Consider the following 14,945-nt stretch of genomic DNA (forward strand, 5'->3'; position numbering starts at 1 on the left):
GTGCGCCGCCTGCTGCCCGGGCCGGCGGCCGACCTCGACGACGACGCCCTGGTCGAGGCCTACCGGCTGCCGCCGGGGCGGTCGCTGCGGGTGGACTTCGTGGCCTCGCTGGACGGCGCGATCACCGTCGGCGGCCGCAGCGGGGGCCTGGGGTCGCCCGGCGACAAGCGGGTCTTCCGGCTGCTGCGGGCGCTGGCCGACGTGGTGCTCGTCGGGCACGGGACGGCGGCGACCGAGGGTTACCGGCCCGTGGCGGCCGACCCGACCGTGGGGGCGCTGCGGACCGCGCTGGGCCGGCCGGCGTCGGCGCCGGTCGCCGTCGTGTCGCGGCGGGCGTCCCTGACCCCCGGCGACCGGCTGGCCGTGCCCTCGACGCTGCTGGTCACCTGCGCGGCCGCCGACCCCGGGCGCCGTGCCGCGCTCGCCGACGCGGGGGTGACCGTCCTGGTCTGCGGGGAAGACGACGTGGACCTGCCCTCGGCGCTGGACGCGCTCGCCACGCGCGGACTCGAGCAGGTGCTGTGCGAGGGGGGTCCGGCGCTGCTGGCCTCGGCGCTGGCCGCCGGGGTGGTGGACGAGCTGGACCTGAGCGTGGTGCCCGCCCTCGTGGGCGCCGGGGAGCCGCACCTGCTCACGGCGCCGCTCCCCGACGCCGTCCGGCTGGAGCTCCGGCAGGTGCTCGAGGAGGACGGCGTCCTGTTCACCCGGTACGCCGTCGGCTGACGGCCCCGGGAGCATCGCAGCGAGGGCAGCGAGCGAGGACCGGAGCCGATCGGTGGCCCGTCGGCTGACTACCGGACGCGGACGGGGACGGTCACCTGGTCGGCGTCGACCTTCTCGGCGGGCTCGAGGCCGGTCACCTCGACGACCCGGTGCAGCGGCACCGCGCGCACCGCCCCCTCCGCCTCGACGAGCAGCAGCCCGTCGGCGAAGCGCACCACCACCTCCTGCAGCGGCGCGTCCCCGTCGCCGGCCAGGGTCACCGAGCGGGCGCGGTAGGTCATGTCGGGCCGGTACTCCGAGACCTCCATGCCCGCGCACGCTAACGGTCCCTCCGCGGGTGCGCCGCCCGAGACCGCGTCCTCGGCTCAGCCCACCAGCCGCACCGCGTCCCCGTAGCCGAGCAGCCCCTGCATGTCTCCGGTCCGGTACCTCCGACGCCCTGCGCACCGCTCTGTCGGCGCACCGCTCCCGTGGGGAGCCGGACCGCACAGATGGGGACCTGCGACCCATGAACGAGGCCGGCCTCCGCCCTAGCGTCGCCCGTATCGGACCCGCGCGGTCCGCCCTCGACTCAGGAGGACGACATGGGCAAGGCAGTGGTGAGCCTGACGACCGGCCTCGAGGACCCCGAGAAGGTCACCGTCGCGATGCTCATGGCCGTCGGTGCGGCGGAGTCCGGCCGGCCGACCGCCATGTTCCTCGCCAAGGAGGCGGTGCGGCTGGCCCTCGACGGGGTGGCGACCGGGACCGCGTGCGAGGGTTGCCCCTCGCTGACCAGCCTGTTCGAGCGCTACACCGCGGCGGGCGGCCGGATGTTCGTCTGCCCCATCTGCTTCAACGCCAAGCAGCTCGACGCTGCCGGGTTGATCAAGGGCGCCGAGCTCGCCGGGACGGTGCCGCTGTGGGAGTGGATCGGCGACGAGGGGGCCACGACCTTCAGCTACTGAGCAACCCCAGCGCGGCCGCCTGCCGGGCGGCGTCGCGCCGGGTGGGGACGGCGAGCTTGGCGAGGACCGCCTCGACGTGGTGCTCGGCCGTGCGCGGTGACACCACCAGTCGGTCGGCGATCTCGGTGTTGGTCAGCCCCTCGGCGAGCAGTCGCAGCACCTCGACCTGCCGCGCGGTCAGCCCGGCGGGGTTGGTGCGGGTCGAGGTGCGGCGGCCGTGCGGCACCGGGTGGCCGAGGGCCCGCATCCGCCGTCCCACGTGCGCCGCCAGCGGAGCTGCGCCCAGCGCGCGGGCGGTCTCCAGCGCCTCGGCGAGCGCCGTCGGGTCGTCGAGGAAGGACGACGCCAGGGCGCGGTCGTAGGGCCAGCCGATGGCGCCGAACGCGTCCGCGGCCGCGGCCCAGTCCCCGGCCAGCACCGCCGCGTGCGGTGCCGCCGCCGGGCCGTCGACGTCGACGGGGTACCCGGCCACCGCCGCCCACGCGGCCAGCCGGCCCCCACCCCACCGCGTGCAGCCGGTCTCCCAGGCGAGGGTCACCGCCCGGGCGATGCGCCCCACGGGCAGCGGGCCGCCGGTCAGCAGGGCGTGCTCGACCTCCAGCTCGAGCACGGGTTCGATCCGCTGCAGCTCCCCCGTGCGGTCGGCCCGGGCCGCGACGTCGGCCAGGCGCGCGGCGGCGTCGGCGTCCCCGCGACGGACGGCGACCTCGGCGAGCACCGTGGCGGCCAGCAGCCGGGTGACCGTGGCCTCCGCTCCGACCGCCGCGCCGGCCACCCGGGCAGCCGCCTCCCACTCCCCCGCGCGTGCCCGCAGCCAGGCGATGGTGACGTCGAGGTAGGCGCCGAGCTGGTCGACCTCGTGGGCGGTCGCGTACTCCCGCGCGCGCTCGGCCAGCCGGCGGGCCTCGTCGGGCCGCACCCACAACAGCTGCGCCCAGGCGGCGTTGACCAGGGCCCGCACGGCCTCGTGCCGCTCTCCGCAGGCGTCGGCCGCACGGTGCGCCTCCTCGAGGGTGGCCGTCGCGTCCGGGTCCTCGTAGGCCTCGGTGACCCCGATGTTGACCCTGGCGTGCGCGTACGTCGCCGGGTCTCCCACCCGCTGCGCCATCTCGGCGGCCCGCCGTCCCCAGCTCCGGCACTCCGCGTGGTCGTCGGCCAGCATCGCGAGCTGGGACAGGCTGCTGCACGCGGCGGCCAGCTCCGGTGACTCGCCGAGCGGCTCCAGGACCTCGACGGCCCTGCGTGCTTCCCGCCGCGCGGCGTCGCCCTCGCCGGCGTACCAGTGCAGCCGGGACCGCAGCCGGGCGCAGCGGCCCACCCCGGCGCGGTCACCGGCCGCTCCGAAGGCGGCTGCTGCGTCGTCGACCGCGGTCAGCGCCTCCGGGATCCGGCCGACCCGGTACGCCGCGGAGGAGGCCTCCTCCCAGACCCGGGCCCGCTCCGGATCGGGCAGCCGGCCGGCGAACCGCCCCGCCCGCCGGTAGTGCGCGTAGGCCTCCCGACTGGACTCCTGCGCTGCGGCGTGCCGGGCGGCCGGGAGAGCCCACGCGGCCAGGACCTCCCCGTCCCCGGCGGCCTCGGCGTGGTGCACCAGGTCGGCCGGGTCGGCGCCGCGCCGGAGCAGGCCCGCCAGCACCTCGGCGTGCCGCCGGCGCCGGGCGGCTCCCGACAGCGCGCCGAGCACCGCCTGCCGCGTCAGCTCGTGGCGGAAGGCCACGTGCCCGGGACCGACCTGGAGCAGGCCGCGCTGCTCGGGCTGCTCGGCCGCGGCCGGCCAGCCGGGCAGGACGGTGTCGAGCAGCCCCGCGTCCATGCGTGAGGGCACGACCGACACCAGCTCGACGAGGTGGCGGGCGGCAGGGTCCAGCGACGCGACCCGGCCGGCGACGGCCGCGGCCACCGACGGCGGCAGCTCTCCGCGCGGCGCGTCGAGGAGCTCGGTGACGTAGAACGGGTTGCCGCCGGTGACCGCGTGCACCCGCTCGGCGCCCTCCCCGACGAGGACGGCCACCGCCTCGGGCGACAGCGGCGCCAGCGGCAGCCGGGTCACGGCCGGCGTGGGCAGGCCGGCGACCGCACGGTGCAGGGCGTGGCCGGCGGGCAGGTCGCCGTCCCGGTAGGTGAGCACGAGGACCGCGGGGAGCCCGGCGATCCGGCGTCCCACGGTGGTGATGACGTCGACGGTGGCGTCGTCGGCCCAGTGCACGTCCTCGAGCACCAGCACCGTCGGGTGCGGTGGGGCGGCCAGCTCGCCCAGGAGCCGGTCGTGCACCTCGGACGGCGGCGCCCCCTCGGCCAGCGACCGCGACAGCGGCCCGCCGACGGCGCCGGCCAGGTCCCTCAGGGGCCCCAGCGGACGGGGCGTGGCCAGGTCGTCACACCGGCCGAGCAGCACCCGACCGCCGAGGAGACGGTCGGCGAAGGCGGTGGCCAGCGCGGTCTTGCCGATGCCCGGCTCGCCGGTCACCAGCACCACGCCGCCGCGGCCGCGGGCGGCCCGGTCGCAGGCCGCGGTGAGCGACCGGATGGGACCGTCCCGCTCCAGCAGGTCCACGCCCGCACGCTAGCGCCGCACGCGTCGGCGAGGACACGGTCGACCGTCACTCTGCCGATGCATGCCCCGAATCCCCGGTGACTGCTTGACTGACCAGCATGGACCTGCCCGTGCTGCCCCCGGTCAAGCCGATGCTGGCCAAGGCCGTGACCAAGGTGCCCACCGCAGAAGGCATGTACTACGAGCCGAAGTGGGACGGCTTCCGCTGCATCGTCTTCCGGGACGGCGACGAGGTGGAGCTGGGCAGCCGCAACGAGCGCCCGCTGACCCGCTACTTCCCCGAGGTCGTCGAGGCGGTCAAGGCCGCGCTGCCCGAGCGCTGCGTCGTCGACGGCGAGATCATCGTGCCGCAGGGTGACCGGCTGCACTTCGAGGCGCTGCTGCAGCGGATCCACCCGGCCGAGTCGCGCGTCCGGTTGCTGGCCGAGCAGACCCCGGCGTCCTTCGTCGCCTTCGACCTGCTCGCCGTCGGTGACGAGTCGCTGATGGAGACCCCGTTCGCGGAGCGGCAGGCGCGGCTGCGGGAGGTGATCGGCGCGGGCACGGACTCGGTGCACGTCACCGCCATCACCCAGGACCAGGCGACCGCGCAGCGGTGGTTCGAGGAGTTCGAGGGTGCCGGGCTGGACGGCGTCGTCGCCAAGCCCGCCGACGTGCTCTACGGACCCGACCAGCGGCTGATGACCAAGGTCAAGCACGTGCGCACCGCCGACTGCGTGGTCGCCGGTTTCCGGTGGCACAAGAGCGGGCCGATCGTGGGGTCGCTGCTGCTGGGCCTCTACGACGACGCCGGCACCCTGCAGTCGATCGGGGTCGCTGCCTCCTTCCCGATGGCCCGGCGGGCCGAGCTGGTCGAGGAGCTGGCGCCCTACCGCACCGAGGCCCTGGAGGGGCACCCCTGGGCGGACTGGGCCAACGCGGACACCGGGAACGGCAACGGGGACCGCATGCCGGGCGCGGTCAGCCGCTGGAACGCCGGCAAGGACCTCTCCTGGGTGCCGCTGCGGCCGGAGCTCGTCGTCGAGATCAAGTACGACCAGCTGGAGGGCCGGCGGTTGCGGCACACCGGGCAGTTCCTGCGCTGGCGCCCCGACCGGGAGCCGCGCAGCTGCACCTACGAGCAGCTGGAGGTCCCGGTGCGCTACGACCTCGCCGAGGTCCTCGCCGGCTGACAGCCCGGGGAGCATCGCAGCGAGCGCCAGCGAGCGAGGAGCGGACCCGGGCGCGGGAGCCGGCCAGGAGGCACCGCCGGCTGACAGCCCGGGGAGCATCGCAGCGAGCGCCAGCGAGCGAGGAGCGGACCCGGGCGCGGAAGCCGGCCAGGAGGCACCGCCGGCTGACAGCCCGGGGAGCATCGCAGCGAGCGCCAGCGAGCGAGGAGCGGACCCGGGCGCGGAAGCCGGCCAGGAGGCACCGCCGGCTGACAGCCCGGGGGGCATCGCAGCGAGCGCCAGCGAGCGAGGAGCGGACCCGGGCGCGGAAGCCGGCCAGGAGGCACCGCCGGCTGACAGCCGGGGAGCATCGCAGCGCCCGGGTGTCGTCCAGGACACGTGGTGGGCTGACGGCCGTCCCTGCGGGCTCGCCGGGAGCCTCATAGGCTCGTGATCATGCGCCTGTCCCGCGGCCTCGTCGCCGCCGTCTCCGGAGTGCTGCTGGCCGTCTCCGGCTGCACCTCGTTCTCCGACTCGACGGCCGCGGACCCCACGCCGTCCCCCACGACCCCGGCCGAGCCCGAGGCGCGCGAGATCTCCTGGACCGACTGCGACGAGCAGATCTCGGGGCTGATCGCCGGCAGCCCGGGCAGCGAGCGGGACATCGCCTTCGAGTGCGGTCGCACCGAGGTGCCGATCAGCTACGACGAGCCGCAGGGCGCGACCATGCCGATCTTCCTGGTGCGGGCACGGCTCGCCGGCCAGACCGAGCGGATCGGCTCGCTGGTGATGAACCCCGGTGGACCGGGCGCCTCCGGTGCCGACGCGGCGATCGGCCGCGCACTGACCCTGCCCGAGGACGTGCTGCGTCGCTTCGACCTGATCGGCTTCGACCCGCGCGGGGTCGGGCTGTCCACGCCGGTGGAGTGCGTCCCCGACGAGCTGAAGGACCGGATCGTGGCCGCCGAACCCCGCCCGACCAACGAGCAGCAGCTCGACACGGTGTTCGCGCTGGCCGACGAGGCCGCCGACGGCTGCGAGGAGGAGTACGGCGACGCGCTCGGCAGCTTCTCCACGGTCAACACGGCGCGGGACATGGACCTGCTCCGGCAGTCCCTCGGCGACGAGCAGCTCACCTACCTCGGCTACTCCTACGGCACCACCCTCGGCTCCACCTACGCCGAGCTCTTCCCCGACCGCGTGCGCGCGCTGGTGCTCGACGCCGCCGTCGACCCCGACACCGACCCGAGGGCGGACGCCGAGGCGAGCGCGGCCGGCTTCGAGGCGGGGTTCGACGCCTTCGGCGGCAACTGCGTCACGCTGGTCGCCGGCTGCCCGCTCGGCGGCGACCCGCGGACGTTCGTCAACGACCTGCTGGCCCAGGCCGCCCAGACCCCCATCCCCAGCGCGCGCGAGGGCGAGACGCGACAGGCCACCCCGGGCGTGGTGATGACTGCGATCCAGGCCGCGCTGTACACGACCAGCGCCTGGCCGCAGCTGGCGCAGGGTCTCGCCGCGGCGCGACAGGGTGACTCCCAGCAGCTGTTCTCGCTGGCCGACTCCTACTACGGCCGGCTGCAGGACGGCACCTACTCCAACCTCATCGACGCCAACCTGGCGATCAACTGCGCCGACGCCGACCCCGACCAGCAGGTGTCGGAGGAGGAGATCCGCACCCTCGCCGCCGACTGGGGCCAGCGCTACCCGCTGTTCGGCGCGGGCGCCGCCGCCGGCCTGTACACCTGCTCGGTCTGGGACGCCGAGCGGACCCCCGTGCCGCAGCGCGATGCGGAGGGCAGCGCGCCGATCCTCGTCATCGGCAACTCCGGTGACCCGGTCACCCCTCTGCCCGGCGCCCAGGACATGGCCGAGGACCTCACCTCCGGCGTCCTGCTGACCTGGCAGGGCCAGGGGCACACCGCCTACCCGAAGACCGACTGCGTGAACGCGGCGGTCAACGGCTACCTCATTGGGCTGACCGTGCCGCAGGACGGGCTGACGTGCCCGGCCTGAGCGCCCTAGGGTGCGCCGGGTGACCACGAGCGACAGGCCGGTGCGCTGATGGCGTCGTCGAAGGACGCCGTCGTCCTGCAGGTGGACGGGCACGAGGTGCGGGTCTCCAACCCGGAGAAGCCGTACTTCGCCGAGCGCGGCATCCGGAAGATCGACGTCGTCGAGTACTTCATCTCCGTCGGCGGCGGCATCCTCCACGCGCTGCGGGACCGGCCGACCACGCTCGAGCGCTGGCCCGGTGGTGTGTTCGAAGGCGCGCGGATCTCGACGCGCGTGGACAACACCGGCGACGCCTTCTACCAGAAGCGGGTGCCGAAGAACGCCCCCGACTGGGTGCCGACGGCGCACATCACCTTCCCCAGCGGCCGCACCGCCGACGAGGTCGCGCCGGACTCGGTGGCCGTCGTCGCCTGGTGCGCCAACCTCGGCACGCTGACCTTCCACCCGTGGCCGGTGTCGAAGGGGGACGTCGAGTCCCCCGACCAGATCCGCATCGACCTCGACCCCCAGCCGGGCACCGACTTCGCCGACGCGGTGTGGGTGGCACCGCACGTGCGCGAGCTGCTGGCCGAGTTCGGCATGCAGGGGTGGCCGAAGACCTCCGGTGGGCGCGGGGTGCACGTCTACGTGCCCATCCAGCCGCGCTGGACCTTCCCCGAGGTGCGCCGGGCGGTCATCGCCTTCGGCCGCGAGCTGGAACGGCGCCTCCCCGACCGCGTGACGATGTCGTGGTGGAAGGAGGAGCGCGGGGAGAAGATCTTCATCGACTACAACCAGATGGCCCGGGACCGCACCATCGCCAGCGCCTACTCCATCCGGCCCAAGCCGCACGCGCCGGTCTCCGCGCCGCTGGACTGGGACGAGCTGCCCGACGTCACGCCCTTCGACTTCGACGTCCTGACGATGCCGGCCCGGTTCAAGGAGGTCGGCGACAAGCACGCCGGCCTCTCCGACCACGCCTTCGGCATCGAGCCGCTGCTGGAGCTCGCCGAGCGGCAGGCGCGGGACGAGGGCCTCGGCGACCTGCCCTATCCCCCGGACTACCCGAAGATGCCGGGCGAGCCGATGCGCGTGCAGCCCAGCCGAGCGAAGCGTCCGACCAGCGCGGACGGGTGACCGGACGCTGGATGACGCACACGCCCAGCGCTCTCCCACCGGGCGCGCACGAGCCTGCGCGGCAGTCTCCTGTGCCTCTCCAGTGGGGTAGTCCTGCGGAGCTGGGTCGCTGCCGGAGCCCGAACGGAACACGAGACCCGGCCACACCGCCGCCTCATCCGCAGCGGACAGCCCGGTCGCGGCGGCCGACGACGGGTGCCGCAGCGGTGGGCTGCCGCCTCGGGTCGGCAGGTCACTGCCGCAGGGCGTCGATGACGTCCTCGCTGCGGCAGCGGTAGGTCAGCAGGCTGTAGTCGAGGCTGGCCAGCGACCGCTGGGCTGCCTCGCGGTCCACGACGCCGCAGGCGTCCTCGACCACGACGGGGAGGAAGCCGAGGTCGGCGGCATGCCGCGCGGTGGGTTCGATCCCGATCTCGAGCACCGCGCCGACCAACACCAGCGTCGTCACGCCCCGGTCGCGGAGCACGGCCTCCAGCGGCGTGCCGACCAGCGCCGACATGCCGAGCTTGTCGAACACCGGCTCGTCGCCGGTGGGGGCGAGCTCCGCCACGATCTCCGTGTGGGCCGCGCCCGGCGGGAAGGCCGCCGTGACCTCCTCGGCGCGGCTCACCCGCTGCCAGGCCATCGCGGTGCGCAGCGCGGCCACGCCCATGTGGGACGGCGGCAGGGAGACGTGCCGGACGTAGACCACGGGCACACCGGCTGCCCGCGCCGCCCGCAGGACGGCGGTGAGCCGCTGGACCAGGCCGACGCGGTCGCGGACGTGGGCCAGGATGCCCTCCTGCGCGTCATAGACCAGCACCGCGGTCGTGTGAGGTCGGCACATCTCGGCCACCGTGTCCGGGATCGTCATGCCGAAGGCCTGTTGCATGGCGGGAGCCTGGCAGGGCCACGGGCGGTTCGGCTACCGCCGACCCGCCGAGGCCCGGTCCGCCCGCCCGACGACGAGTCGGTCGTCGTCGGGCGGGCGGTGCGGCCGTGGGTGGCGGTCGGCGGTCCGCACCGCCCGCCCGGGTCGGTCAGTGACCGCAGGTACAGCCGTCGCCGCAGCCACCCGCGACCGTGGGGGCGCAGTGACCGCCCTCCGCGGGCAGGTCCAGCATCGGGTTGCCGTCGAAGAAGCCGAACGGCTTGAGGTGGAAGCCCACCCTGCTGACCGGCATCACCGGCCAGTCCTCGGGGCGCACGACGTGGTGCGCCCCCGCCGTGTACCAGAGGACGAGGTCGGCGTCGACGAGCGACCGGTCAGCTGCGGTGTAGGCGACCAGGCCGTCGGGCCCGGGGTTCTGTGCCACGTAGTCGCCGGCAGCGAACCGCTGCTCCGGGTCGTACGGGGTGGCCCACAGCTGCCGGGTGGCGAAGCCACCACGGGCGGCCTGCTCCGAACCCTCCTGCCACAGCGGTGCCGTGTACTGACCGGGTTCGATCTTGTAGCTGGGCCGGGCGCCGAGGGACGTCGTCGTGTCGGCACTGCTGACCACCCAGGCGCGGCCGGTCAGCGAGTCGGGCAGCCGCTGGGCCTCCGACTCACTGGTCAGGTGCCGCTTGCGGCTGCGCCACGCGTTGCCGTACGGGTTCTGCGGCCCGGCTGGTTCGGACACCGAGTCGACCTCGAAGAGGTTGTTCCGCTGACCGTCGACCTGCATGTCCAGCCGGACGCTGAAGTAGTGCTCGTGGTTGGGGGCCATCAGCCCCGGCGCCACCGTGGTCCCCCAGACGGGGTCCTGCCCGACCGGGAGTGCTCCGGTCGAGAGGATGCCGGTCAGCTTGACCTCGAACTCGATCGTCCCGTCGAGGTACAGGTTCCAGTAGAAGCCGTAGTCGTAGTTGCCGACCGTGGCGATGAAGGAGATCACCAGGCGCCGGTTCCGGCGGACCTCGGCCCGGCCGGTGCGGAAGTCGGTGTGCTTCCAGCCGATCGAGGCGTCCTCCTCGTGCATGCAGATCGCGTTGCCGATGCGCACCGGCTCGCCGTCCTGGTCGTTGACGTACGCGTCGAAGTAGTGGATCTCGCCCAGGCAGTCGCAGCCGAGCTCGAGCGGGTTGGCCAGCCAGCCCAGCCCGTACTCGCCCATGTCGAAGACGTTCTTGTTCCAGTGCGTGGGCCGCGGGTCGCCGTAGGGCACGTACATCTCCGACAGCGACGCCCGGTACACCACCGGGCGCAGCGTCCCCTTGTCCACGTAGCCGACGTCGTGCAGCACCAGGCCCTCGCGGGGGGTGAAGCCGATCCGCAGCCGCCAGGGTCCCCATGCGACGGAGTGCCCGGCGACGGTGAAGCTGGGGCCCTCCGGCTGGGTGATGCTGATCGGCTTCATCGGCTCGCGCACGCTGGTGAACGCAGGCACGTTCCCCGGTTCGGTCAGCAGCTCCGGCAGGTAGTTGCCCGGCTGCGGCGGCAGCGGGACGACGCCGTGGTCGACGACGTCCACCACCGTCATCGCGTCCAGGTCCACCGTGACGACCAGCCCTTCGACCGGACGGGCGTACCCGTTGTCGTCGGGCGTGGTCCGGACGAAGGTCAGCGGGCGGGCGAGCCGGCGCCTGCCGGGGTCGTCCTCCGGGCCGGTGTAGCCCGATGCCCACGGGTCGAGCATGGCCAGGGAGAAGTCCTCCAGGCCGCGTGCCCGCATGGCCGACCGCCAGCGCTCGTCGGAACGGACGGCGTCCTCGCAGGCCATGAACTCCTCCGCCGTCATCGGCGGCTGCACTCCGTCGACGTGTCGCCAGGACGCCAGGGTGCCGGTGCGGAGCGATGCGACGGCCTCGTAGGTCGCCCGCTCGCGCGGGCTGCGCAGCACCGCCCGCACCTGCCGGTCCCAGTCGGCACCCGGGACCCAGGACAGCATCACGTCCTTGGGCGGCTCGGCCAGCTCCAGGTAGACGAACCGGACGTCGTCCGGGATCACCTCCGCCCCTCGGATGACGGCCGCGGCGGCGGACAGCTCCGCAGGGGTCAGGGGCTCCAGCGGGTGTGCGGGCACCAGCCCCGGCGTCCGGAGTTCCTGCCCGGTCCCCTCGATCAGCGTCATCGCCGTCCCCTCCTCGTCGTCCGGTCCCCGGTCACGCGGCGGCCACCGCGGCCGTCGTCTCCTCCACCACGACCGGGGTCCCGACCAGCCAGCCGCCGTCGACGGTGACGATCTCGCCGCAGATGTGGTCGGACAGGCTCGAGGAGAGGAAGAGGATCGTGTCGGCGATCTGCTGGGCCGTGGCCCACCTGCCGTTCGGCGTCTGCCCCTCCAGTGCCCGGCGGATCGGGGCGTCGTAGATCGCCGTCATGTCGGTCTCGACGAACCCGGGAGCGACCGAGTTGACGTTGATGCCTGCCGCGGCGTAGTCGATCCCGGCCTGCCGGGTCAGGTTGACCAGGGCTCCCTTGGCCGCGCAGTAACCGGCGAACCCGGGATTGGCCCGCAGCCCGCTGATCGACGTCACGTTGACCACCTTGCCGCCGCGTCCGGCCGCCACCATGTGCCGCAACGCGGCCCGCATGCAGTAGAAGGTGCCGTCGACGTTGACCGCGAACAGCGACCGCCAGGCCTCGTCGGAGGTCTCGGTCACGGAGCCGGCGGCGAGGACCCCGGCGTTGTTGACGAGGACGTCGATGCCGTGGCGGTCGGCGACGTCGTCGAACACCGCGTCCACGGCCGCCGACGAGGACACGTCCAGCACCACCGACTCGGCGCTCCCTCCCGCGGCCCGGATCAGGTCGGAGGTGGAGGCGCCGTCGGTCCGGAGGGCGTCGCTGCGGTCGGCGATCACGACGCGGCTGCCGGCTCGCGCCAGCGTGAGCGCCGTGGCGCGGCCGATGCCGCGCGACCCGCCTGTCACCACGGCGGTCTTCCCGGAGAGGTCGATCACTGGGGGTTCCCTTTCGTGAGTCCTGCTGGGTCGCGGGCCGACGCCGGGCCGGCCCGCGCGGAGAGGTGGCCGGCCCTCAGGGCGCGGCGGTGATCCGGAGCTGTGCGGCCAGGTCGGCCGCGGCCTCGATGACCGCCCGCTGCGCCTCGGTCGTGGTCTGGGCCGGCAGCTCGATGTAGCCGTGCTCGAAGGGGTCGAGGACGCCGGTGCGGTGACCGGAGAGCTCCTCCAGCACGGCGAGCCCGCAGTAGGGCACGTAGACCGGCGAGTAGCCGCCCTCGTGGGACATGACCAGCCGCCCGTCGCACAGGTCGGCCGCGGCGTCGAGCAGGATGCGGGTCATCGCCCGGTAGCCGGACGAGGTCACCACCATGTTGCCCAGGGGGTCCATGGCGCTGGCGTCGAACCCGCTGGCCACCAGGAGCAGCTCGGGCCGGAAAGCGGTGAGGGCCGGGACGACGGCGTCGCGGAGTGCGTCGACGTAGCCGCCGTTCCCGGTCCCCGCGGGCAGGGGGACGTTGAGGACCGATCCCTCCCCCGCTCCGACACCGCGTTCCTCCAACCCCCCGGACAGCACCGGGAACAGGCCGTCCTGGTGCAGCGAGACGGTGAGGACGTCGGGGTCGGCCTCGAAGACCGACTGGGTGCCGTTGCCGTGGTGCACGTCCCAGTCGACGACGGCGACCCGCTCCACGCCGTGGTGCGCCCGCGCCCACTCGATCGCCACGGCGACGTTGGCGAACAGGCAGAACCCCATGCCCTGCTCCCGGGTGGCGTGGTGTCCCGGCGGGCGGACGAGCGCGTAGGCGTTGTCGACGGTGCCGCGCAGCACGGCCTCGGTGGCCGCGATCGTCCCGCCGGCGGCCAGACGGGCGATCTCGTACGACCCGCGCCCGAACGGCGTGACGCCGTCACCGGCGTCGCCCCCACCGGCCGCGCTCTGCGCCTTGATCGACTCCACGTGGGCGCTCGTGTGGACCCGCAGCAGGTCCTCCTCGCCGGCCGTGCGCGCCGGGATCTTGACCAGCTCGTCCAGCAGCCCGGAGACCTCCACCAGCCCGGCCAGCCGGGCCTTGGTCTCGGGGCTCTCCGCGTGCGGGAACGGCTGCGCGGTCGGGCCGGCGGGGGCGTGGCCCAGCCGGTTGAGGTTGGTGTCGTGCCATGCGTAGATCTCGTGCCAGACGTAGCCGGTGGTCACTGCCGCTCCTCGTCGGTCGATGACTGGTGGGTCAGCCGGGGGGTCACCCGGCGAGGGCTCCCTCGACGAGCCGGGTGCACAGCCGGGTCAGCACGTCCACGCCGCGCAGGACGTCCTCGTCGTGGGTCAGCTCGGCCTCGTTGTGGGAGACCCCCTCGACGCTGGGCACGAACAGGAGCACCGTCGGCACGAGCGTGTTCATCGGGATGGCGTCGTGGCCGGCCATCGTGAGCATCCGGTGGCTGGTGACACCGGCCTCCTTCACGACCGCCTCGGCCAGGTCGACGCCCTCGACCGGGAAGGGCCGGGCCGGCCGCAGGGACGAGCTCGCGACCTCCACCTCGACCGCGGCCTCCTGCTCGATGGCCGTGAAGCCCGCGAGCAGCCGGCCGTGCGCCTGCTCGATCAGTTCGGCGTCGGCCGAGCGGACGTCGAGGCTCAGCCGCACCTCGCTCGGGACGACGACGGGCGAGTTGGGGTGGACGGTCATCCGGCCGACGGCGGTGAGCAGCGCGCCCTCGGGGAACCCGTCGACGAGGTCCCGCGCGGAGCAGACCAGGCGGGCGGCGCCCAGCAGGGCGTCGTGCCGGTCGGCCATCACCGTCGCACCGGTGTGGCTCTGCTGACCGTGGACGACGATCTCGTACTTGCGGGCGGACCAGTTCGACTCCACGAGGCCGATGTCGACGCCGAGCCGCTCCAGCACGCGCCCCTGCTCGATGTGGATCTCGGCGTAGCAGGCCGCCGTGGGGGGCGTGCCCTCGCCGAGGAACCCGATGGCGGTGAGTGCCTCCTCGACGCTGGTGCCGGCGAGGTCCCGCGCGGCCAGCGCCGCGTCGAGGTCGAGGGTGCCGCAGTAGACGCTGCTGCCCATGATGCTCGGGGTGAACCGGCTGCCCTCCTCGTTGAACCAGTCGACGACGGCGACGTTGTAGCGGGGGGTCACCTCGCCCGCCTCGACCGCGGCGACGACCCGGCGGGCCGCGTGCGCGGCGGCGAGCACCCCGTAGGCGCCGTCGAAGCGCCCGGCCGTCGGCTGGGAGTCGAGGTGGGAGCCGACGAGGACGTAGGGCGCGCCGGGCACCAGGTCGACCGTCCCGAACACGTTGCCGATCCGGTCGACCGTGACGGTGAAGCCGCTCCGGGTCAGCCAGTCGACCAGCCAGCGACGGGCCTCGCCGTCGGCCGGCGTCCCGGCCTGGCGATCGACGCCCCCGGCCGGGGTCGCGCCGATGGCGGACAAGGCGGTGAAGTCGTCGAGGACGTCCTGCTCGTTCACGGTGGGCCTCTCTTCGCGGGTGGTCCCCGGGCCGGGTGACCCCGGGAACGTCGGGCACCGGTCGTGCGGTGCGGGACGGCGCCGCACGACCGGGTACCGC

General features: G+C 74.4%; 12 protein-coding genes. 5 read left to right on the forward strand and 7 right to left on the reverse strand.

Going from position 1 to position 14,945, the window contains the following annotated elements; all coding sequences use genetic code 11:
• Positions 1-723, forward strand: coding sequence for a dihydrofolate reductase family protein (locus ACI79I_RS12260; RefSeq protein WP_456992614.1), 723 nt, complete (start codon positions 1-3; stop codon positions 721-723).
• Positions 724-791: 68 nt separating this feature from the next.
• On the opposite strand, the gene ACI79I_RS12265 is transcribed toward ACI79I_RS12260, so the two are convergent.
• Positions 792-1,031, reverse strand: coding sequence for a hypothetical protein (locus tag ACI79I_RS12265; RefSeq protein ID WP_456992615.1), 240 nt, complete (start codon positions 1,029-1,031; stop codon positions 792-794).
• 276 nt (positions 1,032-1,307) lie between these two features.
• Between ACI79I_RS12265 and ACI79I_RS12270 the strand changes: the two genes are divergently transcribed.
• Positions 1,308-1,670, forward strand: coding sequence for a peroxiredoxin (locus tag ACI79I_RS12270; RefSeq protein ID WP_456992616.1), 363 nt, complete (start codon positions 1,308-1,310; stop codon positions 1,668-1,670).
• Here the strand turns inward: ACI79I_RS12270 and ACI79I_RS12275 are convergent.
• A complete protein-coding gene (locus tag ACI79I_RS12275) occupies positions 1,660-4,224 on the reverse strand; it encodes an ATP-binding protein (RefSeq protein ID WP_456992617.1) in 2,565 nt (854 codons plus the stop codon). The genes ACI79I_RS12270 and ACI79I_RS12275 overlap by 11 nt on opposite strands.
• Positions 4,225-4,322: 98 nt before the next feature.
• Between ACI79I_RS12275 and ACI79I_RS12280 the strand changes: the two genes are divergently transcribed.
• From ACI79I_RS12280 to ACI79I_RS12290, 3 genes are all read left to right on the forward strand, one after another.
• Positions 4,323-5,396 carry an ATP-dependent DNA ligase gene (locus ACI79I_RS12280; protein WP_456992618.1) on the forward strand — a complete coding sequence of 358 codons (1,074 nt, stop codon included), beginning with the start codon at positions 4,323-4,325 and terminating at the stop codon, positions 5,394-5,396.
• A 435-nt stretch (positions 5,397-5,831) separates the two neighbouring features.
• Entirely contained in the window at positions 5,832-7,388 is a 1,557-nt protein-coding gene (locus ACI79I_RS12285; protein WP_456992619.1) for an alpha/beta hydrolase, read from the forward strand.
• A gap of 48 nt (positions 7,389-7,436) precedes the next feature.
• Complete coding sequence (locus ACI79I_RS12290; RefSeq protein WP_456992620.1) at positions 7,437-8,504, forward strand: DNA polymerase domain-containing protein; 1,068 nt, start codon at positions 7,437-7,439, stop codon at positions 8,502-8,504.
• Positions 8,505-8,736: 232 nt separating this feature from the next.
• On the opposite strand, the gene ACI79I_RS12295 is transcribed toward ACI79I_RS12290, so the two are convergent.
• The 5 genes from ACI79I_RS12295 to ACI79I_RS12315 form a co-directional block, all read right to left on the reverse strand.
• Positions 8,737-9,375, reverse strand: a complete 639-nt coding sequence (locus ACI79I_RS12295) for an isochorismatase family cysteine hydrolase (protein ID WP_456992621.1) — start codon at positions 9,373-9,375, stop codon at positions 8,737-8,739.
• A gap of 148 nt (positions 9,376-9,523) precedes the next feature.
• Positions 9,524-11,536, reverse strand: a complete 2,013-nt coding sequence (locus ACI79I_RS12300) for a primary-amine oxidase (protein ID WP_456992622.1) — start codon at positions 11,534-11,536, stop codon at positions 9,524-9,526.
• Between the two features lie 31 nt (positions 11,537-11,567).
• Positions 11,568-12,368: an SDR family NAD(P)-dependent oxidoreductase gene (locus tag ACI79I_RS12305; RefSeq protein ID WP_456992623.1), complete on the reverse strand. Its 801-nt coding sequence runs from the start codon at positions 12,366-12,368 to the stop codon at positions 11,568-11,570.
• A 76-nt stretch (positions 12,369-12,444) separates the two neighbouring features.
• On the reverse strand, positions 12,445-13,566 hold the full coding sequence (locus ACI79I_RS12310; protein ID WP_456992624.1) for a class II histone deacetylase: 1,122 nt from the start codon (positions 13,564-13,566) through the stop codon (positions 12,445-12,447).
• A 43-nt stretch (positions 13,567-13,609) separates the two neighbouring features.
• Positions 13,610-14,845 carry a M20 family metallo-hydrolase gene (locus tag ACI79I_RS12315; RefSeq protein ID WP_456992625.1) on the reverse strand — a complete coding sequence of 412 codons (1,236 nt, stop codon included), beginning with the start codon at positions 14,843-14,845 and terminating at the stop codon, positions 13,610-13,612.
• Between the last annotated feature and the right edge of the window lie 100 nt (positions 14,846-14,945).

It is taken from the genome of Geodermatophilus sp. SYSU D01105, assembly GCF_054050095.1.